Annotated in this window: 21 protein-coding genes; 11 read left to right on the plus strand and 10 right to left on the minus strand. The window is 44.9% G+C overall.

The window, feature by feature from the left end; all coding sequences use genetic code 11:
• Positions 1-57 precede the first annotated feature (57 nt).
• Both BMX95_RS27165 and manA read right to left on the minus strand, forming a co-directional pair.
• Positions 58-630 carry a DUF6580 family putative transport protein gene (locus BMX95_RS27165; protein ID WP_081198212.1) on the minus strand — a complete coding sequence of 191 codons (573 nt, stop codon included), beginning with the start codon at positions 628-630 and terminating at the stop codon, positions 58-60.
• A 55-nt stretch (positions 631-685) separates the two neighbouring features.
• Positions 686-1906, minus strand: a complete 1221-nt coding sequence (gene manA, locus BMX95_RS27170; RefSeq protein ID WP_081198213.1) for a mannose-6-phosphate isomerase, class I — start codon at positions 1904-1906, stop codon at positions 686-688.
• A gap of 14 nt (positions 1907-1920) precedes the next feature.
• Here manA and BMX95_RS27175 point away from each other — a divergent pair, with 14 nt between their 5' ends.
• Positions 1921-2301 carry a YraN family protein gene (locus BMX95_RS27175; RefSeq protein ID WP_242673021.1) on the plus strand — a complete coding sequence of 127 codons (381 nt, stop codon included), beginning with the start codon at positions 1921-1923 and terminating at the stop codon, positions 2299-2301.
• 14 nt (positions 2302-2315) lie between these two features.
• On the opposite strand, the gene BMX95_RS27180 is transcribed toward BMX95_RS27175, so the two are convergent.
• On the minus strand, positions 2316-2813 hold the full coding sequence (locus BMX95_RS27180; RefSeq protein ID WP_177193727.1) for a YkgJ family cysteine cluster protein: 498 nt from the start codon (positions 2811-2813) through the stop codon (positions 2316-2318).
• A 148-nt stretch (positions 2814-2961) separates the two neighbouring features.
• Between BMX95_RS27180 and xerD the strand changes: the two genes are divergently transcribed.
• The 3 genes from xerD (at position 2962) to BMX95_RS35105 (ending at position 4640) form a co-directional block, all read left to right on the plus strand.
• The gene (gene xerD / locus BMX95_RS27185) at positions 2962-3864 is read left to right on the plus strand and encodes a site-specific tyrosine recombinase XerD (RefSeq protein ID WP_081198216.1); all 903 of its coding nucleotides are present in this window, start codon (positions 2962-2964) and stop codon (positions 3862-3864) included.
• Between the two features lie 118 nt (positions 3865-3982).
• Positions 3983-4507, plus strand: a complete 525-nt coding sequence (locus BMX95_RS27190) for a DUF6934 family protein (protein ID WP_081198217.1) — start codon at positions 3983-3985, stop codon at positions 4505-4507.
• Positions 4473-4640 carry a hypothetical protein gene (locus BMX95_RS35105; RefSeq protein WP_165758836.1) on the plus strand — a complete coding sequence of 56 codons (168 nt, stop codon included), beginning with the start codon at positions 4473-4475 and terminating at the stop codon, positions 4638-4640. Before BMX95_RS27190 ends, BMX95_RS35105 begins: the two co-directional genes overlap by 35 nt.
• 169 nt (positions 4641-4809) lie before the next feature.
• Here BMX95_RS35105 and BMX95_RS27195 read toward each other — a convergent pair whose 3' ends face one another.
• A complete protein-coding gene (locus tag BMX95_RS27195) occupies positions 4810-5811 on the minus strand; it encodes a carboxypeptidase-like regulatory domain-containing protein (protein ID WP_165758837.1) in 1002 nt (333 codons plus the stop codon).
• A gap of 58 nt (positions 5812-5869) precedes the next feature.
• Positions 5870-6934, minus strand: coding sequence for a carboxypeptidase-like regulatory domain-containing protein (locus BMX95_RS27200; RefSeq protein WP_081198219.1), 1065 nt, complete (start codon positions 6932-6934; stop codon positions 5870-5872).
• Between the two features lie 140 nt (positions 6935-7074).
• Between BMX95_RS27200 and BMX95_RS27205 the strand changes: the two genes are divergently transcribed.
• From BMX95_RS27205 to BMX95_RS27220, 4 genes are all read left to right on the plus strand, one after another.
• Entirely contained in the window at positions 7075-7668 is a 594-nt protein-coding gene (locus tag BMX95_RS27205; protein ID WP_081198220.1) for an RNA polymerase sigma factor, read from the plus strand.
• A gap of 37 nt (positions 7669-7705) precedes the next feature.
• The gene (locus BMX95_RS27210) at positions 7706-9166 is read left to right on the plus strand and encodes a carboxypeptidase-like regulatory domain-containing protein (RefSeq protein WP_081198221.1); all 1461 of its coding nucleotides are present in this window, start codon (positions 7706-7708) and stop codon (positions 9164-9166) included.
• Positions 9167-9236: 70 nt separating this feature from the next.
• The gene (locus tag BMX95_RS27215; RefSeq protein ID WP_081198222.1) at positions 9237-10073 is read left to right on the plus strand and encodes a DUF2911 domain-containing protein; all 837 of its coding nucleotides are present in this window, start codon (positions 9237-9239) and stop codon (positions 10071-10073) included.
• 110 nt (positions 10074-10183) lie between these two features.
• Positions 10184-11134, plus strand: coding sequence for a bifunctional helix-turn-helix transcriptional regulator/GNAT family N-acetyltransferase (locus BMX95_RS27220; RefSeq protein ID WP_081198223.1), 951 nt, complete (start codon positions 10184-10186; stop codon positions 11132-11134).
• Positions 11135-11142: 8 nt separating this feature from the next.
• On the opposite strand, the gene BMX95_RS27225 is transcribed toward BMX95_RS27220, so the two are convergent.
• The 5 genes from BMX95_RS27225 to BMX95_RS27235 all read right to left on the minus strand — a co-directional run bounded on the left by BMX95_RS27225 (position 11143) and on the right by BMX95_RS27235 (position 18332).
• Positions 11143-12891: a sodium:solute symporter family protein gene (locus BMX95_RS27225; protein WP_081198224.1), complete on the minus strand. Its 1749-nt coding sequence runs from the start codon at positions 12889-12891 to the stop codon at positions 11143-11145.
• Positions 12888-13013: a hypothetical protein gene (locus BMX95_RS35720; RefSeq protein ID WP_262493556.1), complete on the minus strand. Its 126-nt coding sequence runs from the start codon at positions 13011-13013 to the stop codon at positions 12888-12890. The genes BMX95_RS27225 and BMX95_RS35720 overlap by 4 nt, the downstream gene beginning before the upstream one ends.
• A gap of 11 nt (positions 13014-13024) precedes the next feature.
• A complete protein-coding gene (locus BMX95_RS35110) occupies positions 13025-13186 on the minus strand; it encodes a hypothetical protein (RefSeq protein WP_165758838.1) in 162 nt (53 codons plus the stop codon).
• On the minus strand, positions 13187-15706 hold the full coding sequence (locus BMX95_RS27230) for a PIG-L family deacetylase (protein ID WP_081198225.1): 2520 nt from the start codon (positions 15704-15706) through the stop codon (positions 13187-13189).
• Between the two features lie 85 nt (positions 15707-15791).
• Positions 15792-18332: a M14 metallopeptidase family protein gene (locus BMX95_RS27235; RefSeq protein ID WP_081198226.1), complete on the minus strand. Its 2541-nt coding sequence runs from the start codon at positions 18330-18332 to the stop codon at positions 15792-15794.
• Positions 18333-18795: 463 nt separating this feature from the next.
• On the opposite strand from BMX95_RS27235, the gene ggt reads away from it, so the two are divergent.
• From ggt to BMX95_RS27255, 3 genes are all read left to right on the plus strand, one after another.
• Positions 18796-20505, plus strand: a complete 1710-nt coding sequence (ggt, locus tag BMX95_RS27240; RefSeq protein ID WP_081198227.1) for a gamma-glutamyltransferase — start codon at positions 18796-18798, stop codon at positions 20503-20505.
• A 28-nt stretch (positions 20506-20533) separates the two neighbouring features.
• Positions 20534-21085, plus strand: coding sequence for a DUF1572 family protein (locus tag BMX95_RS27245; protein WP_081198307.1), 552 nt, complete (start codon positions 20534-20536; stop codon positions 21083-21085).
• A 595-nt stretch (positions 21086-21680) separates the two neighbouring features.
• On the plus strand, positions 21681-26465 hold the full coding sequence (locus tag BMX95_RS27255; RefSeq protein ID WP_133053867.1) for a translocation/assembly module TamB domain-containing protein: 4785 nt from the start codon (positions 21681-21683) through the stop codon (positions 26463-26465).
• Positions 26466-26574: the final 109 nt, after the last annotated feature.

Consider the following 26574-nt stretch of genomic DNA (forward strand, 5'->3'; position numbering starts at 1 on the left):
GCCATAAAAAAGCCCCCCGATACATCGGGGGGCGAATCAATATTTTATGCTAGTTATTTAGTGTACCGCAACAACCGGTTTAAGCGAACGGTGGTTGATAAAATACCAGCTGCCAAACAGCACGCCGCTGAACAAAACCGTACTTAACACACTGTATGGATAGAATGGTAACCCGGCAGTATAAGCGGCCATTAAACCACCAAACGTTTTGGGATACATATCATAGCCATTTAACCCGGTCCAGGTTAAGAAATTACTCAACAGGAAGAAATAAGTAGGTGCAGCCAGAGCGGTCAGTAATACATTCAACACAGTGATCTTTCTCATTAAAAATCCAAAGATGGTTACTGAGGCATAAGCCATATAATCGATCCACATGCCGGGATAAAAACCCCAGATGGGTGAAAGGCCCGCGGAATGCAGCCTCTGGTACAATACATCAGAAATAAACATACTCAGCAACGGCAATACGAAAGCCAGTGGTTTTCTGTCTTTCAAAATAGCACCGCTGAAAAATGCCAACGCCAGTTGCGGGGCAAAACCAAACGGACGGCTGGGAATTGCCCGGTATAAAGCAGCCACTATCACCATTATTACCAGTACCCAGATATCTGATTTATTGATTTTCATATCTATAAGAATGTATGTAAAGTTACATAAAATATAATGTGTTGCAATACCGGATTTATTGCGGCACGGTTGCCCTGAAAATCACGGCATTCTGCGATGGCTGCAGGGTAAACATGGCGCCTGCAGTGGCGAGCAATGTTTCGCCTTTGCCCAGTGCGATCTCACTGCTGCCGTCCGAAGCCTTTACAGCTCCTTCATACACGAAATAGATCTCGGCAGTAGCAGCGGTCAGGGATACCGGGATACCCGCTTTTTCTTCCAGCCGGCGCAATTCAAAGTCTGCGGCAGGTGTAGGAAATACGGTTTCACCCGTTACCGTACCGGCGATACCCTTTAAAACATTTGGAATAACCGGTTCAAACTTTGTATGGTGCATCAGCTCCGGAACATCGATGTATTTGTTGGTAAGGCCGCCCCGTAATACGTTGTCGGAATTGGCCATGATCTCCATGTTCTGTCCTTCCAGGTAAGCATGTGGAATGCCGGCATCCTGAAAAATAGCTTCCCCGGGTTTCAGGTTCACCAGGTTAAACAGGTAGATGGAGAAAATGCCGCGGTCAATTTTATTGGCATCGCAAAAAGTTTTAGCTGCCCGCGCTGCCCAGAAATCTTCCTGGCTTCTGTTTAAAAATCCTTTTTCGTATAAAGGCACAATGCGATCGAGCAAGGGTTGCAGATGCTCTTCTACTTCGTGCTGGTCCATGGTCATCACCAGTTCATACAACGCATGGTAATTCTTACCATCAAAAACCGGTACCAGGAACTGCAACTCGGGTGTTTGCATGAGTATGGTCACCAGGGCCTGGGGCGCTTTAAAGCCATGTAACAGCCAGAAATCGCTCAGCGCCAGCATCAGTTCAGGCTTGTGGTTATCGTCTTTATAATTGCGATTTGATGCGTTCAAAGGCGTGCCCTTCATATTCTCTGCCGCAAAAGCCGATTCAGCCGCTTTTTTGGAAGGGTGCACCTGAATGGACAACATATCTTTTACATCGAGCACTTTAAACAGGTAAGGCAACCGGCCGAAACGCTGGTTAACGGGCGTGCCCAATACAGCAGCCGCATCCTGCTTAATAAAGGCATTCAGCGGTTGTTTGCTACCGTCAGACAGTACTACTTCTGAAGGTACATTATCGTGAGCCCCCATCCAGTATTCGGCAAAGGGCTTTTTATCGGTATTGGTCAGGTGCAACAGGGCAGGAATAAAATCCATGCCACCCCAGGTGTAATGTTGAACCCTGCCTTCGAGTTTGAATATTTTAGTGTTATTCGACATAGAACTTCAGTAATTTGCAATTATACAAAAATGCGATGAGCTATCAGCATCATGACACCGGTAAAAAAGGGGAAGACATGGCTGTTGATTACCTGCAGCAGCTGAACTTTACCATTCTGGATCGCAACTGGCGTTATGCCCGGTTCGAGATCGACGTGATTGCACACAAAGAACAGGTGCTGCACATTATTGAAGTAAAAACCCGTACCAACCTCTTATTCGGTCATCCCGAAGAAAGCGTATCGAGGAAGAAAATAAACAACATGATCAACAGCGCCAATGCCTATATGCGCAAGAACCCGCAATGGCGGCAGGTACAGTTTAATATCTTATCCATTACTTTGTTAAAAGACCAGCCGCCGGAATTCTTCTTAATCGAGGATGTTTTTTTGTGATCCCTTCAACCGTTTTACGCCTTTGTTTCGCCCTCACCTCCGTTCACTTTCTCCATCATTCTTTCTACCAGCCGGAAGGTAGCCGGGCAATATTCAATGTTCTGTTTGAACACGTGCATGTAATCGACCATATGGCGGCGGGTATGGTGTGGAAAGCCGGAACAATCTTTTGGCCGCACTTCATAAATGGAGCACTTGTTATCTTTCAAATTCAGGAACTGACAGGGTTGTTTGGTGTTTATCCAGTCACCGGCCCGGTCTTTCTTCAACCATTTCTTTTTAAAGGCATCTTCCGTCATTTCCAGATGGGCTGAGATGCGTTTAATATCGGTATTGGTGAAGGTGGGCGTCATGGTTTTACAGCAATTGGCACAGGCCAGGCAATCGGTTTCTCCCCATACCACCTTATCAATTTCCACTGCCATATTATCCAGTTTTTTTGGTGGATTCTTTTCCAGTTTGGTCAGGAACCGTCTGAAAGCAGGGCGGTTAGCCTGCATTTTACGTTTCATCTTGAGAAGACTCATCAACATAGTGGCAATTGATTTTTAAAAGTGGCCAATGAACGGGATGCGTTATTTTTGAGCAACGAATATAGCAAATTTTGTTACGGGCCAACAGCGTTGTTGATGTGGCACAATTTTGCTTCAACCTGATACTATGTGGGACCCTTATAAAAAAGGATTCAAAGCTTTCTTACAACTGGAGAAATCGCTATCCGATAACTCGGTAGAGGCCTACCTGCGCGACATTGACAAATTGACCCAGTTTTTGGTGGAGAAGGACAATGTGCAAAGTCCGGCCAATATAACCCTGCCCGATCTGCAACAGTTTATCCGCTGGATAGGCGAGCTGGGCATGACGCCTACTTCACAGGCACGCATCATCTCAGGCATCCGTTCGTTCTATAAGTATTGTCTTATCGAGAATATTGTTACCAGGGACCCCACTACCCTGCTGGAAACGCCCAAATTAAAACGCGCCCTGCCCGATGTACTCACGTTCGATGAAATTGAAGCCATCATTGGCGAGATAGACCTGAGCAAACCGGAAGGCGGCCGCAATAAAGCCATTCTGGAAACCATGTACAGCTGTGGGTTGCGGGTAAGCGAGGTAGTGAACCTGAAAATCTCGGCCCTGTACCTCGATGTAGGGTTTATTCGCGTAACCGGAAAGGGTGATAAAGAGCGGCTCGTTCCCATTGGTGAATCCGCCATAAAATATATAACGATCTATAAAAGGGATATACGCGTGCATATGCCGGTAAAGAAAGGACATGAAGACATTCTGTTCCTGAACCGCCGTGGCGCCACACTTACCCGGGTTATGATCTTTTTGATGCTGAAAGACCTGGTTAAAAAAGCCGGTATTACCAAGAACATTTCCCCACATACTTTTCGCCATTCATTTGCTACGCATCTGGTAGAAGGCGGCGCCGACCTGCGCGCAGTTCAGGAAATGCTGGGACATGAAAGCATAACTACCACCGAAATATATACGCATTTAGATCGGGAGTTCCTGCGCGATACGCTGCAACAGTTTCATCCTGCATTTAAGGGGTGAGTTCAAAATTGGACGCTGCCGGCACCAATGTGTACTCACTATTTTTTTAGAGTATATATTATGGTTATAATTAAAGTATTTCTTAATTTAACGGTACAGAAATACAATTGCCGGCCGTATGAATTACGAGAAATATACTGAACTGTTTGTTTCAAGTGACTTTCTTGAGTATGAGTTTAAGAGTGTCGGACCAAAAGGGTCCATTCTCAAGATCATTCGCTTTACTACTTCCAGCAACGATGAAGCCATTTTTGATCTGGCATTGGGAAATAAAATGGCAGATGGAAATTTAGATGACCTGGCAAGGGATAACAATAAAGATAGAAATAAGATACTGGCAACCGTTGTAGCCGTTCTAAAAGTATTTTTTGATCAATATCCCGATAAATGGGTGTTTTTCAGAGGAAGCACTCCTGAGAGGACAAGATTGTATCGCATGGCGATCACGCTTAATTTGGAAGAATTAAATACTGATTTTGAAATAGTTGGAGCACTTACTGAAAACAGTTCCTATAAAGATGTTTCATTTCAGAAGGGAATAAATTATTATGGCTTTTATGTTCAGGGGAAAAGACGTAATTTTAGGAGAGAGTACAAAATATCGTTGTATGAAGAAAACAGAAGTACAGAAAGCAGAGATTGAAAAAAAACGGATTATTGAATTCGCCGCATCAATGGGAATTAAATTAACCGTGCAGAACAGACCTTCTGAAAAAAGGCCGATTCCCGAAAAATACAGAGGGGTCGCACATAATGTTAGCCCAACTGAATCTTAGTTTTTTAAACAGATAATCGCTTCACAAAGATATTTGAGCCATCCGCCACGGCGTGATGGCTTTTTGATTAAATGAAAAATACCGGCCTTTCGGCCGGTACAGAACCATGTAATAGAAAATAATCACTACTCATTGCATCCTGAGAAAACCCTATATAATGAAAAACCTGTTATTGTATTGATACCTTACACTGATACACATTTTTGATACCTGGCGCTGAGATCCGTACGCAATAAACACCAGGCGCCCAGTTATTTCGTGTGGGAATGGTAACCGTTTGTTCCTTTGTTGCCATTGTTAATGGCTGTACAATCATTACTTCGCCCTGCACGTTCAACAACTCCATTTTATACTCACCTGCCTTTTTTAAGGAAAGATCTGCTTTAATATTATTTCCTTTCACAACCGGGTTTGGATATATTTTGATATCATTTTTAAAGATCGCCGGCTTCCAGTCGTTTATTATTTTCTTTTTGGGTTTCTTATGAACAACAGAATATCCGCCCACTATTACTACATCGCCAAGGGTTGCCGTGATCTCCTTTAATTTTATTTCCTGCCAGTTTGTACTACTATCTATTGTCACCATTTTCATTTCATAACCAATATAAGAGACCGTTAATTCAACCGGTGTATTTCTATCAATCAATAAATTGAAACGCCCCAATGAATCAGTGTAAGAGCCTTTAGTTTGTCCCTTTACATGGTAATAAACACTGGCGCCTGCCAGCGGATTGTTAGCACTGTCAAGTACAATTCCTTTAATTTCTCTGGGAGGCGGCACAACAACAACTCCTATACCGCCCATCATTTCCGGTGCCCTTTCCGGAATCAGTACTTCCTGCTTTTTCTTCTTCACCGGTTTTACCTGCGCATTTGCTTCTGTGACCAGCAGGGTAGCCAGCATGATATTCCACACATAAGCCCAGGTAAAACGTTTTTTAATTACTGTTGGCTGCAGCTCCTTATTCAGTTGGTCGTTCGAGAAACGGCCACAGGTATGCTGAGATGCTTTTGAAAAATAATCCAGGAGCTCTTTATCGGTCATTAAGGTAAAATCAACTACTGTTTTCTGACACGAACCACAAAAACGCCCTTGTTCATTTGGGGTCATGTTCTGCCAGTTCTCGTGGCAGGGTTCGGATATCCGTATTTGTATGGATTTGGACATAAGGCACGCTTTTAAATTAGATGAAGATGGGTTTATAATTCCATAAAAGAAAAACGGCTTATTGTAACAATACCCGCGCTTCAAACACATTTTTCATTTTGGTTGACGAGATCCGGAGCCAGTATATACCAGCACTCCAATTCGTTTGTGTATACAAGTCGATCAGTTGCCCTTTTGTTTGTATGTACAAAGGTTGAGTAAGCATTACCTGTCCGGCTGTATTCAGCAATTCCAGGTTATACTTACCAGTCAGGGGCAAATTCAATTTTGCCTGAATGTTATTGCCACGCATAACGGGGTTGGGATATACCTTAATATCATTCTTAAGTGCAGCTGGTATCAAGGTATTGACAGCTCTTTTAATTTTTTCGACGTTTGTCAAAGAGTAGCTTTTGCTAACCGCTCCACCCCAAAATACACGTTTCGTTGTGGATGCATATGCAATAACAGTGGCTGTTTCCAATTCCTCAATAGCCGGCTTAATTAAGATCTGCACATTTTTCAAGTCAGCGATTTTATCCAATTGCATTGTTTGTTTCTCGTAACCAACACGGCTGACCTCCAGCTCTAAACCATTCTTATTGTCAACCTGCAATTGAAAATTACCTGAAGCATTGGCACTTGAGCCAATTTTGGTTCCTTTTATAGTGACACTGGTGCCCATTACCGGCAGGTTAGTCTGGGCATCCAGCACTACTCCTTTTACAGTAACCGGAATAACTGTTTCAACGGGATCTAACTTTGTGCTTGTCCAGCCAACAACCTGGGATCTTTCATTAATGGTAGTGTCAACCGGTTGCTTTTTGATCTGGGGTTTGCCCTGCGCGTATGTTTTGGTCACCAGCACCGAGGCCACCAATACATTCCACACATACGCCCAGGTAACCCGTTTCTTTGTGGGAGTTATGGTCATTTCCTTATTCAGCTGGTCGTTCGAGAAACGGCCACATACGTGCTGACTGGCTTTTGAAAAATAATCCAGCACTTCTTTATCGGTCATAACACTAAAATCCACCACTACTTTTTGGCAGGAACCGCAAAAACGGCCCTGTTCCTGTGGCGTCATGTTTTGCCAGTTCTCGTGGCAGGGTTCGGGTATGTTCAGGAGTAAAGATTTTGGCATACAGCAAGTATTTACAGGTAGATGTAGCCGCTGAAAGAATTACACACGCGAATTTGAAAAAAATGTAACCAATGCCTCCTGTAATCGTATTATTAAATACCTACGCTACTTACTGTATCTTTTGTTAATTTTAGCCGGCGGTGGCATTCATAAAGAACATACCAACCAATGAGTTACCAGATAAAGAGCTGGTGAACCTGTATCGCACTTCGCGCAACATGGAGGTGCTGGCTGTTCTTTTTCAACGGTATATGGACCTCCTGTACGGCGTTTGCCTGAAGTACCTGAAACAGCCTGAATCGGCCAAGGATGCCGTCATGCAAATTTTTGAGGAACTGGTGGCGAAACTGCCCAAACATGAGGTAGACAATTTTAAAAGCTGGCTGTACACCCTGGCTAAAAACTACTGCCTCATGCAGTTACGTACACCCAAAAACCTGAAAACAACGGAATTTAATCCAGACAGTATGCAATTAGAAGAAGAAATGCATCTGAATGGCATACAGCTGAAAGAGGAGAACCTGCAAAAGCTGGAACGTTGTCTGGAAACCTTATCAACAGAGCAAAAGAAAACAGTGGAATTGTTCTACCTGCAAAATAAATGCTATAAAGAAATTGCCGGTGAAACGGGTATTGAATGGAATAAAGTTCGCAGCTTTATCCAGAACGGGCGGCGCAATTTGAAAATATGCATGGAAAAGGGCGTGGAATTGGAAATGAAGAATGTGAAATGAGCAATTAAAAAGTAAAGCATGTATCTGGCACAATATAATGAGCGACCATAAGGAACATATCACCTATTCGGCAGCAGATATCCAACGATATGTGAAGGGGGAATTATCTGCCCGGGAAATGCACGCTATGGAAAAGGCGGCGCTGGATGATCCGTTTTTGGCCGATGCCATGGAAGGTATGCAGCAGGCTTTTGAGGAACACGATGAAAGCCAGGTGATAGGTCAGCTGCAGCAATTACAACAACAATTCCAAACCCGCACCACCCCGGCCGCCAAAGTAGTGGCGTTTAAGCCATTCCGGTACTGGCAGGCAGTAGCTGCTGCTGTGGTGGTGATCATCACCGGGGTTTGGGTCTATAGCCTGTTGTCCGATTCTTCCTCAGAAAAAAGTGCGGCAACCGTAATTGCCAAAACAGAAGAGAAGAAAACACAGGCTCCCGTACCCGCACCTGCTGTACAGGAGGAAAAAGAAACTGCGCCCCCAGAAAGTACCAATTCAGCACCGGTAAAAAGTGAAGAAGCAAATACTAAAAAAGAAGCAGCACCAGCGCAGGGGTTCCGTAATGCATCTGCCGATGCTCCCGTAACTGCCCAGGCAAAAATGCCGCCAGCAACACCTGTTGCAGAACAAAAAGAAGTTGCTTTATCCCGCTCCACATCCGCTGATACGGCTAATCAGGATGTTTCCTATTGGGGAAGAATGAAAGATGCAGATAAAGCCGATGCCTATGCAAAACAGGAAACGGCTGCATCACCGATGGCAGCAGCTGCGGCACCTGATTTGAAAAGAGCCCGGAAAGAATCGGTTTATAATAACAACAACGTATTCAGAGACCGGGAAACAGAACTGATCACGATCCCCAAAAACAATAGCCCTAAAAAAGCGGTAGGTATTAACAACGAGCTTTCCGGCATTATCAAAGGGGTGGTAACTGATCAAAACAGCAATCCGATTCCCAATGCCTACGTGCAGATAGCCAAAAACAATAATAATTTTGTTACTGATAAAGCCGGTTTCTTTAAAATACCGGTATCCGATTCAATAGTGGATGTGGCCGTTAATGTAACAGGTTATGGCACCCAGAATTTCAGACTGGAAAACAATGCCACCATAAACCAGTTACAATTACAACCGGCCAATGCAGCCATTTCGTCAAATGAGGCCGCCCGGTATAAAAACAGCCGATATAAAGCAGCCATTGCCAATAAATTGCCCAACAATATTGTACACGATGCAGAACCGGTTGGCGGCTGGGTAGCTTTTGATCAGTACCTCGAAAAAAACAAAAAAACAACGCTCAGCAAGAGTGCTTCTGTTGGTCAGGTGATCGTTTCTTTTGAAGTAAACAGAAAAGGGGTATTATCCGACTATAAAATTGAACAATCACTCTCAAAGGCATACGACGACGAAGCCATCCGGCTTATTTTGCAAGGGCCGGGCTGGACGTTATTAAAAAAAGTACGCAAAGCCAGGGTAACCGTGATCGTACGATTTTAATGCTCCGTTCATCCAACATTCCTCCTGTATATTTCTATTATAGCTTACTTTCGCGGCAAATTCATTCGTCATGAGAAAGACATGTTTGATTGTATGCTTGCTTGCATTTGCTATTGCTACCAACGCGCAATTAAAAACACCCGCTCCTTCGAGCACACAAACCATTAAGCAGGATTTCGGTCTCGGTTCTATTGAATTGTCATATAGCCGTCCCGGTATGAAAGGCCGCAAAATTTACGGTGACCTGGTGCCATTTGGTAAAGTATGGCGTACCGGTGCCAACGGTGCCACCACCCTTACCTTCACAGATGAAGTGATCATTGGTGGACAAAAAGTACCTGCCGGCAAATACGGTTTATTAACCATTCCCGACAAAGGTGCCTGGACCATCATCATCTCCAAACAGCTGGATGTTACGCAACCCGCTGCCTACAAACAAGAGAGTGATGTAGTGCGTGTACAGGCCAAACCCGTGGCAGTAAAAACAAAAGCGGAATCATTCACCATGCAATTCGCCAATGTTAAATCAAACAGCATTGAATTGCATATCATGTGGGACCTTACAGATGTAACTTTACCCATCACCAATGACATCGATTCCAAAATAATGGCTCAGATCGATGACGCCATGAAAACAGAAAATGATAAAACGCCTTATTTCTCTGCCGCCATGTATTATATGGAAAACGGTAAAGACCTGAACAAGGCTTTGGATTGGTTCAATAAAGCGGTTGCACAGAATCCCAAAGCTTTCTGGGCCTTTTATCAACGCGCTAACTGCATGGCCAAACTGGGTAAAAAACAGGAAGCCACTGAATCAGCCAACAAGTCAATTGAACTGGCCAAAGAAGCCAAAAATGATGATTATGTAGCCCTGAACACAAAATTATTGGCTACACTTAAGTAATTCTTTTTCATACTCTTAAAAGGGCCTCCCGGATACCGGGAGGCCCTTTTTTTTGGCTGGAATAAAACAATGTCCTAAATTACGTAATCAATTACATAATTAATTAAACAATGGACTTTTATAACAATGCCGGAAAGATGGCACTCGGCAGCCGGTTACGCCGGTTAAGTGATCAGATCACAGAGGATGCCGGCCAGGTGTACAAAATGTACAATGTATCATTACAACCTAAATGGTTCCCGGTTTTTCATGCGCTTTCGCAGGGCACCGATAAAACCATTACTGCTATTGCAGAGGAGATCGGTCACTCACACCCTTCCGTAAGTACTATTATCAGGGAAATGGTAAAACAGGGTATTGTACTTGAAAAAAAGGATAAACAGGATGGCCGGAAGAATGTGATTGGGCTTTCCAAAAAAGGAAAAGAGATCGTAAAAGATATTACCCCCCAATACAAAGATGTGACGGCAGCCATTGAAGACGCGCTGGCACAAACCCACTATGATCTTTGGAAGGCTATTGAGGAATGGGAGTTTTTATTAAACCAGAAGTCATTACTACGCAGGGTGCAGGAACAAAAAAAGCGACGCGAAAGCCAGGATGTACAGATCGTGGATTACACCGCTGCTTACCAGGAGGCCTTCAAACAATTGAATGAAGAATGGATCTCGAAATATTTTAAGATGGAAGCGGCCGATCATAAAGCGCTGGACAATCCACAAAAAAACATCATCGACAAAGGCGGATACATCCTGGTAGCCTTGTATAACAACGAACCGGTGGGCGTTTGCGCCCTGATAAAAATGGATGACCCCGATTATGAATATGAATTGGCCAAGATGGCGGTATCACCTGCTGCACAAGGTAAAAGTATTGGCTGGCTATTGGGCAAAGCAGGAGCCGAAAAAGCCCGTTCACTGGGCGCTAAGAAGCTCTATCTCGAAAGTAATACCATTTTGCAACCTGCCATTAGCCTCTATTACAAATTAGGGTTTCAGAAAGTGGTAAGAAGGGCAACACCTTATGAACGGTGTAATATTCAGATGGAGTTGGTTTTTTAGTTTATTAGTTATTGCGTTTTTAGTTTGGGTTGCGTTGGCGCTGTTTTATTTTTCGCAAAAAATAATATATGCGCCAGGCTTGCATATACCACCACGCAAACAGCGCCGACTACATTCAACCATAAAAACGAAAACAGGTTAAGGCTATAGACAACAATTACCGTTATTTCAGCTAAGATAGCACCGGTAAAAACAGCACTACCGCCTACCCTTTTCAGATAAAAGGCAACCAGAAAGATACCCAGGATAGTACCATAAAACCAGGAACCAAGGATGTTCACGGCTTCAATTAAACTGTTACCCAGGTTATAGCTGAACTGGGCTACCACAATACAAAACAGCCCCCAGATCAACGCATAGGTTTGCGACCAGCGGTATTCCTGCAAAGGCGTAGCTGCCTTCTTTCTAAGGCGTTTATGAAAATCAACCATAGTACAGGATGCCAGCGCATGTAAGGCCGCAGCTATACTACTCCAGGAGGCCAGAAAGATAATGGCTATGATAAGTCCTACCAGGCCATTGGGCAAATAGTCGCCTACAAACCGTAAAAAAATGTAATTGGTATCATTGCCTTCACTATCGGGAATGGTTTTCTTTACAATGTTCTGAATGGAATCACGCACCACCTGGGCCTGCTGTTGCTGCTCCTGTAATTTGGTACGCAACTGATCAACCGCCGGTTTATTATCCTGCTGTAACGCAGTTCCCAGGGCGGTTACTGTTTTTCTTTTCTCATCCTGGATCTGCTGGAACTGCTGGTCAGCAGCTGCAAATTCCCTGGCATTCACACTTTGCTTAACTGTTTTTTCCTGCGCCAGGTTAAAATAAGCCGGAGCTTTATTGAACTGGTAAAAGGCAAATAAAAAAACACCAATAAGCAGGATGCAAAACTGTAATGGTACTTTTACCAGTCCATTCATCAACAGGCCTATCTTGCTTTCCTGTTCGTTACGAGCCGTTAAATAGCGGCCTACCTGGCTTTGATCGGTACCGAAATAACTCACGGCCAAAAAGAACCCGCCTATTACACCACTCCAGATATTGTATTTGTCTTTCCAGTCGAATCCTTTATCGGTAACGCCCGTTGTAATTACATTCAACCGGCCCGATTTACCCCCTATATGTAATGCCTCTGTTATGCCTATGCCCTGTGGTAACATTTTCAGCGCCCACCAGGCGGCAATAAACATGGCAGCATAGATAATAATAAACTGCAGCTGCTGGGTATAGGCTACTGCCTTGGCGCCACCGCTTACGGTATAAATGATCAGCAGGCCACCCATGAATAAATTCGTAAACAAAATATCCCAGCCAAGCATGCTGTGCAACACAATCGCAGGGGCAACAATACTGATACCGGTTGAGATGCCGCGTGATAACAGGAATAAAAAAGAGGTCAGCAAACGGGTCTTTACATCAAACCGTTGTTCCAGGTACTCGTAGGCTGTAAATATCTTTAATTTGTGAAAAACGGGGACAAACGCTATACACACCACCACCATGGCAAATGGCAGCCCGAAATAATATTGTACGAACCGCATTCCATCGCTGTATGCCTGACCGGGCGCCGTTAAAAACGTGATGGCGCTTGCCTGTGTGCCCATGATACTGAGCAGCACGATCCACCAGGGCATTTGCCGGTCGCTTAATAAATATCCCTCCAGGTTTTTTGACGTACGGCTACGGTATACCCCATACACAATAATGAGTGTAAGGGTAAGTATAAGCACCGTCCAGTCTAACCGGGAAAAATTCATGCGAAATGTTTTGTGAACAAATAAAATAAAACCATCAGCAACAACAGAAACCCAATCACCAGCCAGTACCAGTAACGCCACTTTTTAAACACGGGTATTTTTTCCTGTTGTATGGGTGACATATAAATACGTTTTACTTGCTATTCTTTTTATTGGAAAAGATCATGACCACCATCATTACCAGTAATATGCCTAAAGCCAGTCCTATCGTTACTCTTTTGATCAGTTTGCCGAGAATAAGTCCTACGATAATAGCTATAATGAAAAACCATTCACGTTTTGATAATGAAGTCATCTAAAAACCCTTCTTTTTATTTAATGCAATAATATTGGCCAGTAACCTGTATGCACCGGGTACGCCAGCCGGCAACTCCCGAAAGAACACCAGACCGGTATACACAAATTTACCTTTACCATAATTGGCAACGATCAGGCTGCCTTTCTGTTCTTTTTCATTCGGATCGGCCATTGACAAAGGTGTCTCATAAGCGGAGTCTAACTGTTCGGCAAAGTAAATACCTCTTTCCTGTACCCAGTTCTCAAAATCCTTAGCGGTGATCTTGTTAGGATAGTTCAACACCGCATGATTGGGTAATTCGAAGTTAACAGTTGCTTTTTCATCGGTAACCCGGTTACGTGTAATGGCAAATTGATAAGGCCCTATTTTTGAAGTTACTGAACTGATATTGTTGGCGGTATTATACTGTACGATCAGGTTACCACCATTTTTTACATAATCCATCAATACCGCATGTTTTCCTTCCAGGTAGTCGTGTACATTGTAAGCACGTACCCCGGTGATCACGGCATCGAACTGACTTAATTTAAATGGCGTAAGATCTTTTTCTTCCAGTACGGTTACTTCATATCCCATTTGCCGTAAGGCAATGATCACCTTATCACCAGCGCCTTCAATATAACCGATCTTTTTACCAACCGTCTTGATGTCTATATTCAACACCTTAACGGCATCCTGATAAAAGTAATGGATATAAGGGATATGGTCGTACCGGATATTGTTCAAATTCAAATAAGCCGGTTGTTCTTCCGTTCCGTTTTTCAATTCAACAAAAGCCTGCACAAAATCCTGTTCTTTCTCTTTCAACATGCCGTTATCGATATTGAACATATACTGCCGTTGCATACCGGGTAACATATTAAAGTTACTATCGGTTTTGGTAGTGTTGTTATATGTAAGCCGTTTTGAAATGCGGGCCTTGTAGTCGGTAAATTTTTTATTGGCAGTTACTGTTACCTCCACCTCGGCAGCCTGTTTCTCCCCTTTTCTGAAAATAATAATGCTGGGTTCGGTAGTAACAGTCGAGGAAGGCACAACCACCAATGGTTCGTACAGCTCGCCTTTCACCGGGTCGGCGTGTTTATACAGAACAGGTTTTGTAAAGGAAAAAGTTGTTCCGGCTATTACTACATCAAACCGGGCCTGGTAAGGTGCATCGTTCTGCGGTTTGCCTATTAACTGCTGGTCATCTACAGTAAAAGAGCCATCGCCCATTTTATGTTCCAGCCAGTAGGGCTGTGAAACGGGCTTGGTAGTGAACACATAGAACGTTCTTTGCAGATTAATATTCCGGTTCTTGTCGAGGTCCATATTGATGGTAGTGTCCAGCACATCGAGGTTGATCTTACTCAATTGCATGGGCACACCCAGGCGGTTGTTGATGGCGATGCTGATCCTTACCGAATCACCTTCCACTGCCATTTCATTACCGGTGCTGGCTTCCAGCCACAGGCCGCTGCAGGCTTCTATCAGGCGTTGCACTTCTTCCGTCTTCTGTTTTTTCCAGTAGCCCTCTTTCAATGCCTGCAACGATTTGTATAAATTCACCAGGGCAGGCACCGACTTTTGCGGTTCCGCCAAAGAATAGTTTTTTAATAGGTCATCGATCTGTGCTTCTATGGCTGCGCCGCCTTCCACTTTCGACCAGCTCACATTAACGCCATCCATCAGGTCATTTTGTATCGGCTCTCCTTCCGTTAAGGAAAAATATTCCAGCTGGGTACCCCGGCTGCCTGGTACACCAAAGCCCTGGCTTTTATGCATACTGCGGCTTTCGGCTGCTATTTCACCATAACTTTTTCCTACCAGCGCATTGTAACCACCTACATCTATTTTCAGTTGATCGTTGCTGGTGGTATTGGTTCCACTGCCGAAGTTGAATGTGTTCCAGAAAATGCGTTTTACCTTCCAGGGTTGAACGCCATATTTAAATTGTTCGGGAAAGCGATTGGGATCAGCTGCTGCCTTGAAAGCTTCGTGGGCAATCACTGCTGAAGCGGAGTGATGGCCGTGTCCCGCCCGGCTGTCTTCGGGGAAACGGGTTATAATAATATCAGGTTGAAATTTCCGGATGATCCATACGGCATCGCTGAGCACTTTTTCTTTCCCCCATTTTTCCAGTGCCTCATCCGTGCTTTTGCTAAACCCAAAATCAAAAGCCCGGCTGAAGAATTGTTCAGCGCCATCGGTACGGCGGGCAGCCAGTAATTCCTGCGTACGGATCAACCCCAGGTCAATGCCCTGTTCGTCGCCAATGAGGTTTTGTCCGCCATCGCCGCGGGTCAACGATAAATAACCGGTGCGGTACAATCGTTCACGGGCCAGCCAGGCCAGTAAACGGGTATTTTCATCATCAGGATGGGCGGCCATATAGAGCACCGACCCTAATACTTTCAATTTTTTTAACTGCAGAAAAATATCGGCCGAAGTATAGGAAGGGGGCGTTTGTGCTGATACGGGTAAAACATACAGCAATGCCAGTAAAATCAGGAAACGCCCTGAGTAAAATTCATTCATTCTTATTGTTTTGAGCTGAAACCGGGGGCAAAATAACATAATGCAGATGAGTGTGCCAATCCGTTGGTAAATTTTAACAAACGGGTTACTGTCCTACCATAAACACGGCGTTGCTGAATAACAGTTTTCCATTTTCCCAAAAGCTTCTGAACAGCGGGTCATCGGCCAGGTAAATTACTTCTCCCTGCCCCATTTCCTGTACGCCAAACAACAACCCGTCTTTTAGTTGATCTTTCAGTTTTGAACCTACAAAACCCGCTACCTGGTTGTCTTTCCTGATCACGCCCACGTTCCAGCCCATGTCTTTAAAAAACTCGTAAATGGTGTTATCCTGTTTAAGTGTATAATACGTTTCATCGTATCCAAATGCCAGGGGATGGGAGTTATCCAGCTCCACTTTGTAAATGGAACCGGGATTGAACCCGGGTATAAAATCGCGCTCCCGGTTTTCATAGCGGCGGAGCATACTGTAATCATCTTTTTTGTCATCAGGCTTATCGCCTTTATCATCATCACTTTTCTTCATTTTAATGCCCCAGTCGGCAGCTGACAATTGGCCCACTGCACTTTCCAGCGCTATCAGCCGGCCTCCGCTGCTCACCCAGTCTCTCAGGGCGTCGTTCATCATTCTGTCTGCTAAAAAGCGATAATTGCCATCAGGCATGATCAGCACATCCAGCTCCCGCAGTATGTTCTTATTTAAGTCATTTGCCCAAATGATATTTACGGGATAGTTGATCTGCGTATCGAAATAATGCCACACTTCGCCCATGCTTAATGGCGATACGCCATCACCAGCCAGCAATCCGATTTTTGGAGCCTGCATGCCATGCACTTTTTCTGAACCAAAATCAAAACCTTTGTCAACAAAAGAGGAAGCAACGGCTGTATACCCGATACCTGCTTTTTGTGCAGCGTTGCTGATGATGCTGCCCAGCGATTCACCCAATGACTGATTACTGGTACGGGTGATAATGAGGGTGCCTTTATCAAAATCTTCATTGCCCGCCTTAAACGGTTGTTCGGCATAACGCACTTTTACTTTTTTCTGCATAATGGTACTTAAGAACTGTACACTGTTCAGGCCATTCCAGCGAATAAGCCAGGCAACGCTGTGCTCACCATTCAATGTTTTTATTTGCGGTTTATTTATTTCCGTTGTTTTTGTTAAGCCGGCAACATAGGTACTTAGGCCGTAGGTGGTAAGTCCATATACAAAGGGAACCGACCAGGCGGTAATATCATAGGTAACAGAGTCGCTCAGGTGAGAATTTCTTTCAAACAGTACTTTCAGCAAATTGGCATTGGGTTGATTGGCATTGATCACGATATCGAGGCTGTCTGTTTTTACCGGTCCTGACTTACCGGTAAAATAATTAATACCGGTATAGCTGGCGTTAACGGCCCTGCACCATTCTATGTTATTGCGGTTCAGCAATTGTTGCAGCCTCACTATCTTACACCCTTCATCGGCTTTTATTACATACGCTTTAAACTCGCCGGGCGGTGATGTGCGTGCTTTATCGTAATATCTTTTAAACTCCTGTACCAGTTTTGTCGCATTTTGCGCCGAAGCTTCAATGGTGCTCATACCGGTGGTGAAGTGGTGGTACAGGCGATCCCACAAGGTAAGGGTGTCGCCATCGCGGTTTATTACGGCAGCGCCACCGCGGCTGTGACCGCCTTGTTCAAAGGTCATCCCCACGCCGCCCCTATATAAGGGATAGGTATCGCCATAACTGGGGTAAAAAAGATCGAAGCGCTCTTTGGTAAAGAACAGCCAGCCGTTCTGGTCAAAATAATGGGCGTTGTTTTTTCCAATGATTGTTTGAAATTCCCGCTGCCAGGGTGTGATCACCTCGTGATAGGGCTCTGCCGCCGGGGCGAAATAATATGGATTGTTATACAATTGTTCATGATAGTCAACATGCACCTGTGGCAACCACATATTGTATTTTACAATTCGCTGCTGCGTTTCCAACTGTGTTTGCCAGGCCCAGTCGCGGTTCAGGTCAAAATAATAGTGATTGGCCCTGCCGCCGGGCCAGGGTTCTGCATGTTCGCGGGTAAAAGGCTGCGGATTGGGATTTACGCCAACCACTGAGTTGAACCAGTTTACGTATCGGTCGCGCCCATCGGGGTTAATACAGGGATCTATGATCACTACCGTATGCTGCAGCCACTCTTTTGTTTTTGTATTGGCCGGGTTTACCAGTTCGTACAAGGTGAGCATGGCGGCTTCTGAGGAAGAGGTTTCATTGCCATGCACATTATAACTCAGCCATACAATGGCCGGATTTTTATCATCAGGTGCGGTTTTATCTGCCGTGATGCCTGTCAGCCGCAGGTTATTCTGCCTGATCTCTTCCAGCCGAGCCAGGTTAGCGGGTGAGGTTACATATAATAAGAGCAGGGGGCGCCCTTCATTGGTAGTGCCATATTGTTCCAGCTTTACCATATCGGGGGCTGCTTCTGCTACCTGCCTGCAGTAATTAACGATGTTAAAATGGGGGGTATACCGGGAGCCTAATTTGTAGCCCAGGAACTGATCGGGCGATTTTACCTGTGCCAGAGCCAAACCCGAAATCACCAATAACAATACTAAGCAAGCAGGAATTTTCGTCATAATTGGAAGAATGTTCTGTGAAAATAACTAAAACGGGATTAAAAGAAAAAAGCACCTCACCAGTGGTGAAATGCTTTTATTTTCTCATGTGACCACTAAAAGTTTATAATGAACGCAAATTTCTTGCGCTAGTGATCATTGTGAATAGCAGATGTCACTAACTGACTTGTCTGCAGTATATGGAAGCGTCTGCGTAAATATTAGGGTTGAAAATATCCTTAGCCTGTCTGAAAAACATCATGATTGCAAAAACCCGCAAAACACATGGGAGATGAGATAACTGAGATATATGGAAGAATACTACACGCCGTGAACGATTGCGTTTTCTCATAAGCTCCTGTGGTTTGGACCCCGTAAACAGTTTTTGTTAGTGTTCTAAAATTAGAACATTTAACTCAATAATAAAAAAAACCAGTAGCTAATTTTGGTTTGTTAATTTTAGCTACTCAACTTTTTCTCAAATATGAAAGCTTCTTATTTATACACATTCCCGTTAGTATTGTTGTCCACGGCCTGTTTTGGGCAGCGAACTGCAATAGCAGCCGCAGTTAACCCATATGAATACACTATACAAAAAAAGATAACAGGTTCAACCGGCGCCGTTGTTTCGGCCCATCCGCTGGCCAGCGAAATTGGCATTGTCGTTATGAAACAGGGCGGTAATGCCATCGATGCCGCCATTGCCACCCAACTGGCCCTGGCAGTAGTTTATCCGGCAGCAGGGAATATAGGAGGCGGTGGGTTTACCGTTATCAGATTGGCAAACGGTTCAAATGTAACCATCGATTATCGCGAAAAGGCTCCGGCTAAGGCCAACCGTGATATGTACCTCGATAAACAGGGTAATGCACAAACCGAATTAAGCCAGAATGGCCATTTATCATCGGGTGTTCCCGGTACTATTGCGGGTTTATTCGACTGTATGAAATATGCCAGTCTGCCTTTTAAAAAATTGATACAACCTGCCATTGACCTTGCTGAAAAAGGATTTGTAATAACCGAGGCAGAAGCCAGAAGCCTGAATAGTCACCAGGCAATTTTTACAAAATACAATACCGTTACTCCTGTTTTTGTAAAACAAACCAACTGGAAGGCGGGTGATACCCTGGTTCAACGCGATCTGGCCAATACGTTAAAACGCATTCGGGACAAAGGTAAGGCGGGATTTTACGAAGGAGAAACCGCCCGGCTTATTGTAGAAGAAATGAAACGGGCCAATGGGATCATCAGCTACGATGACCTAAAAAAATACGAAGCCAAAGAACGCGAACCGGTTGTTTTTGACTACAAAACATATAAGATAATAACCATGCCGCTGCCAAGCAGCGGGGGCGTTCTGTTACCCCAAATGATGCATATGATCGAAGACAAACCGGTGAAAGAATATGGATTCTTATCGGCCCAGGCGGTGCAGTTGATGACGGAAATTGAACGCCGCGCTTATGCTGACCGCGCTAAATTTCTGGGTGATGTTGATTTTTACAAAGTGCCGGTAAAAAAACTCACCAGCAAGGCATATGCGGCAGAAAGAATGAAAGATTATAACCCGCAAATGGCCGGCACCAGCCAGGCAATTCAGGCCGGTACAATACCCGAAAGCGAAGAAACCACCCATTTCAGCGTATGCGATAAGAACGGGAACGCGGTATCAGTGACTACTACCCTAAACGGAGGTTATGGTAGCAGTACCGTAGTGGGCGGGGCCGGCTTTTTCCTGAATAACGAAATGGACGATTTCAGCATAAAACCCGGGGTACCCAATATGTACGGGGCAGTAGGCGCCGATGCCAATGCGATAGCTCCGGGTAAACGGATGCTCAGCTCCATGACACCCACTATTGTTTTGAAAAATAACAAACCCTATGTGGTGGTGGGCACACCGGGCGGTACCACTATTACCACTTCTGTGTTTCAAACGCTTGTTGATATCCTTGAATTTGAGATGAGCGCAGAAGATGCAGTGAATAAACCCAAATTCCATCACCAATGGCTGCCCGATCAGATAGATGTAGAAGCTGCCGTTCCGCAAGCTGTACGGCAACAGCTACAGCAAATGGGGTACAAGGTTATACAACGCGGTAATATCGGCCGTACAGAAGTGATAAAAATGGAGAACGGTCAAATAGAAGCCGTGGCCGATGGCCGTGGCGATGATTCTGCTGCCGGCTACTAGATTCGTACCTTACATCAAATTGTCATATATGAGCCCTTCATTAGGAACAGAATACCTGCAAACAACCATCAGGCGGCTACGCTATTACAAAATGCTGGGTGAAAAAACATTTGAACAGTTAACAGATGCCGATTTTCATTATGCCCCCAATGAGGCATCAAACAGCATTGCCGTTATTTTACAGCATGTATCGGGCAATATGCTCAGCCGCTGGTCCAACTTTCTTACCGAGGACGGGGAAAAGGCATGGCGGAACCGGGATGAAGAGTTTAAAGTGCACAATTATTCCAAACAGCAATTGCTGGAATTGTGGGAAAAAGGCTGGCAATGCTTTTTGGACGCCCTTACCGCCCTGACAGAAAACGACCTGCTAAAAACCATATACATCCGGGAAGAACCGTTGCTGGTAATAGATGCCATCAACCGCCAGCTGGCGCACTACCCGTATCATGTAGGGCAGATCCTGTATATTGGTAAGCTTATAAAAGATAACAACTGGCAAAGCCTGTCGATAGAAAAAGGCAAATCAGAAGACTATAACAAAAGTGATGGGATAAAAGATCCGGCGAAGAAGCATTGAAGCAAGTTTCAGGTTGCAGGTTGCAGGTTTCAAGATTCAAGTTTCACGGGCCGGACACCGGTTGCCAGTTACCGGTCTATGCATAATTCCCCAGAATTCGGAGAAATTAAAGGTCAGGAATCCGTTACCTTTAAACCCCTCGAATTCGATTAATTTAAACGCATCTATTCAAATAGAAGCATAAAGCCTGGAACATGCAGCATGGAACCTGGAACTTGCAACTTATAACCAGTAAGTAACCTTAATAATTTACCACTAACTTACTAGGAACCCAGCCTTTTTCTTTCTATCTTACCCACCTGATCCGGTCGTATCTCCCCGACCTGTACCATCCATTTACCCCGTTTACCTTTTTTGAACCATTTGGCCCAATTTTCGGTTAAAAACCAGTAAAATAACCAACCTTGCCAACCATTTTACGTATGTACAGTACTGCAATTGACGCAATGCACGTTTCCAGGTATGTTAAAGGCGCTGAAAAGTTGCTTAAAAACAATTCATTGGTATTGATTTTGCGCCATTTAGAAAACGGTTTTATTATTTTTACATTTAATAAGCTCCATCCCTGAGAAAGTTTTGGAAAATATCCCGGACCGTGCTGCTGGTACTGATCGCCCTGATCATACTGGTATGGCTGTCCATACAGACCACTCCGGTTCAAAACTGGCTGGTTAAACAGGTCACGGGCAAACTTTCCAAAAACCTCCACGCTACTGTACGTATCAAACACGTCGATTTCGCTTTATTCAATAAAATGGTGTTGCAGGGCACCCTCGTCAACGACCAGCACAACGATACCCTGTTGTATGCCGGCGCCGTAAAGGTGAACCTTACAGACTGGTTCTTCCTGAAAGACCGCGTAGTCCTCAGCTATATCGGGCTCGAAGATGCGTTCATTCAATTAAAACGCAGCGACAGTACCTGGAACTACCGATTTCTGGCAGACTATTTCAGCAGCCCGCAAAAAAAAGAGCCTAAAAAACAGGATAACATTGACCTCGACCTCGAAAAGGTAGAATTACGCAATGTGCAATTGAAACAGCTCGATGGCTGGCGCGGGGAAAACATGACCCTTCAACTTGCGTCCATGGATGTGAACGCCGACAAGATCAACCTGAAGAAAAAGATCGCCCACATCAACACCATCCATATCGAAAAACCGGTTTTCGCCATTTACAACTACGATGGGAACCGGCCCGATTCACTGCGACCAAAGGACGATACCACCGCCATCATAAACGATCCCAAACACCTGCGCTGGAACCCGGGCAACTGGGATATTGCCGTTAACCGGCTTACCCTGAATAAGGGCACGTTCTTTAACGATGTTTATACTGACAGAAAGCCCTATAATTACTTCGATGGCAACCACATCCAGTTTTCCGATATCAACGCCACCTTCGATAAAGTAGCTTTAAAACAGGATACCCTTTCGGCTGTTTTACGCCTTGCCACCAAAGAGCGCAGCGGATTCGTTGTTAAAAAACTCGCAGCCCGGGTTAAATGGCATCCGGAAGCTATGGAGTTTGCCCGGCTCGATATTCAAACCAATCGCAGCCACCTGCAGAACTTCTTTGCCATGCGTTATACCACCTTCGATGACATGAGCGACTTTGTTGACAAGGTGCGCATGGAAGGTGACTTAACAAATGCTGTAATAAACAGCGACGACATCGCCTATTTTGCGCCCGAACTGCAAAACTGGAAAAAAGAGATCCGGCTCACCGGTAAAGTAAAAGGTACCATTGAAAACCTGACTGCCCGCAAACTGATCATAGAAGCAGGAAAGGATACTTACCTCAATGGAAATATCCGACTGAACAGCATGACCAATTTCGATAAATTCTATATCGACTTTGAAGCAAATGAGTTCCGTACTACCTATCGCGATGCAGTCTCTATTATACCCGATCTTAAAGACATTACGCAACCCCGCCTCGATAAACTTGAATTCGTGCGCTTCAAGGGCAACTTCACCGGTTTTATAAAAGACTTTGTAACCTTTGGTACCCTTGAAACCAAACTGGGCGTAGTGGTAACCGACGTAAACATGAAATTCCCCGACAATGCGCCCACCATTTACACCGGCGGTATTGAAACCAGGTCTTTTGCCCTGGGCGAATTTCTGGATGCCCCCCAGGTAGGCAAGATCGACTTTAAAGGTTCGGTAAATGGACATGGGTTGAAGTCGAATTCACTCAATGCCAAACTCGACGGGTTTATCCGTTCGCTCGATGTAAATAATTACAATTACCAGAACATCATAGTAAAAGGAACGGTGGCCAAAAGGCTGTTCAATGGAGAGGTGATCAGCAACGATCCCAACTTAATGGCCCGCCTCAATGGGTTGATCGATTTCAGCCAGCAGGTACCCACCTTTAATTTCGACGCAGAAGTAAGCAAGGCCGATCTGCATAATATAAAACTAACCAGCGACAGTATTGAAGTAAAGGGTAAGTTCAGAATGAACTTCACTGGCAGCAATATCGATAACTTCCTGGGTACCGCCCGTATTTATGAAGCCTCCGTGCTAAAGAACAGCAAACCCATTTCGTTCGATTCATTAAGCATTGAATCGAAAGCCATGGGCACCAACAAAGCGATCACGGTGGTAAGTAACGAATTTGATGTTGCCCTGGTAGGTGAATTCTCTATCAAAGACCTACCCGATGCAGTAAGGTCATTCCTGAATAAATATTACCCCAGCTACATTAAGCCATCGCGCACCACCCTGAAGAATGAGAACTTCAGCTTTGTTTTCACCACCAAAAAAGTGGATGAATACATGAGCTTTATCGATAAAAACCTGAGCGGGTTTAACTACAGCACCGTTACCGGTAGCATCAACACCAAAGAAAACCTGCTCGACCTGAATGCAGAGGTACCGCAATTCGGTTATAAAAATGTGCTGTTTTATAACCTTAACCTGAAGGGCGCCGGTACTTACGATACCCTGGGGCTCACCAGTTCCATTGCAGATGTATACATCAACGACAGCCTGCATTTTCCGGGAACTGATCTGCGGGTACGGTCGGCGAGCGATATGTCACTGGTGCAATTGAAAACCGCTGCCAACCAAACGCTCAACTCGGCCGACTTGTTTGCCCGGGTTCAAACCATGCCTTCCGGTGTTCGCATCACCTTCAATGAATCGAACTTTGATGTGAACGGTAAAAACTGGACTATTGAAAAGAATGGCGAACTGGTATTGAGTAAGGAACTGGTATCGGCGGATGGCGTAAAAATTTACAACGGCCAGCAGGAAATACTGGTTACCACCCACCCTTCCGATGAAGGCAGTACCAACGATATAAAAGTAGAGCTCACCAAGGTGAACATTGGTGACTTTGCCCCCTATGTAGTGCCTGATAACCGGCTCGAGGGATTGCTGACCGCCAACGTAGACATCATCGATCCATTTGGCAAACTGTTGGTGGATATGCATGGTGATGCCGAACAATTCCGGCTCGATAACGACTCTATTGGCAAGTTGAAACTATCGGCCAGTTACAGCCAGCGCACCGGCAAGGTGAACTTTGGCACCGTTTCAGAAAACGACAAATACAATTTCGATCTTAAAGGCCTGTATGATCTGTCAGACACAGCCAATACAGCTCCGTTAGACATAACCAGCAATTTCAAGGACACTAAAATCAATTTGCTCGACAAATACCTGAACGACGTGTTCACCGACCTGAGCGGGTATGCTACCGGTCAGCTGCGCATTGTGGGGCCGCCCAACAACCTGAAATACCTGGGCCGCATGCAACTGCGCGACGGAGAATTGCGGGTGATCTATACCAACGTATTGTACAAAATACCATCGGCCGTATTTGATTTTAAAGACGGCTCCATCGACTTTGGCTCTTTTGCCTTCAAAGACGAATTCGGTAATACCGCTCATCTTTCCAAAGGCGTTTTACACCACCAGGCCTTTGACGACCTGTTTTTTGACTTTGCCCTCAATACCAATAAATTATTGGTGTTGAACACCAATAGCTCCACCAAGGACCCGTTTTTTGGAACCCTATATGCCAAGGCAAACGCAACCTTCAAAGGCCCGCTGGAAGACATGCGGCTCGATGTGCATGGGGAGCCGGCCGATAGTTCCAAACTCTATATCCGTTCCCAAACCGGCCGGGAAAGCGGACAGGCCAACTTTATTGTGTGGAAACAGTATGGTACAGAAATGAAAGCCGTGCGCAGCGCCGAAGAAAGCAACCTGCATGTATCCCTCGATGTAACAGCCAATAACCTGGCCAACATGTATGTGATCATCGATGAGTTAACCGGTGATATCATTCAGGCTAACGGCCATGGAAACCTTAAAATGGAAGCCAGTACAGATGGGGATTTCACCATCAATGGCGTGTACAATATCGACCGCGGTAATTATAATTTCAATTTTCAATCCCTGCTGCGTAAACCATTTAAATTACAGGAAAACGCAGGTAACTATATTCAATGGCGGGGCGATCCATACGATGCCAATATAAAGATCGTAGCAGAATACGAAGCAGATGACGTACGCTTCAGTGACCTGGCAACAGACGCCGTTTCGTATGCCAACTCAAATGTGAAAAAATACCGCGGTAAGGTAATTGTGGAAGCCGTACTCACCAAGAGCCTGATGAAACCTGATATTGCATTCGACATCCTGCTGCCACCCAACAGCCCGTTAAAAGATGACCCGGATGCCCAGAACATTCTGCAGCTCATCAAACGCGATGTAAACGAGTTGAATAAACAGGTGGCATTCCTGATCGTATTCAACAGTTTTGGCCCGGTATCGTCTGCGAGCAACCAAAGCGCGCTGGGTAATAATATCTTTAGTGGCGTGGTGGTGAACAGTATTTCCGGTGTACTGTCCGGTGCATTGAGTAAACAATTCTCCAGCATCTTTCAGAAACTGTTTAACGATAAAAGCATTAAGGTAAACTTCAATGCCCAGCTGTACAATGGCTCCAACCTGGTTGATAACATCGACCGAAGCGGCAGACTGAATATCGACCGTACCAACCTCAACTTCAATATTGGTAAAAGCTTTCTGAATGAGCGGCTCACCTTTACGTTCGGTAGCGCCGTTGACTTTGGTTTATCGGCACAACAGGTGCAGGCTACCAAAAACCTCCAGTTCCTGCCCGATATTTCAGCCGACTGGAAAATACGCCAGGACGGCAAACTCGTACTCACCTTCTTTTATCGCGACTCCTATAACTACCTCTCCGGTACCGGTGCCCGTCAAAACCGTTCCGGCGCCAGTATCAGCTATCGCCGCGACTTTGAACACCTGAGCGAATTGTGGCGGGCCGATAGAAAGAAAAAGATCAGGCCGCCATTGGTGAATGATACCTCCCGCGCAGATACAGGAAGCAATTAGCAATAAACGAAAAAAGCCATCCCGAATAAACGAGACGGCTATTAAAATGGCGCATTAAATTCAGTTTGGAAGAAATTAATAGGGCATTCGCCAAATCCCTTATCAACTT

Source organism: Niastella yeongjuensis, from assembly GCF_900110245.1.
GTDB lineage: Bacteria > Bacteroidota > Bacteroidia > Chitinophagales > Chitinophagaceae > Niastella > Niastella yeongjuensis.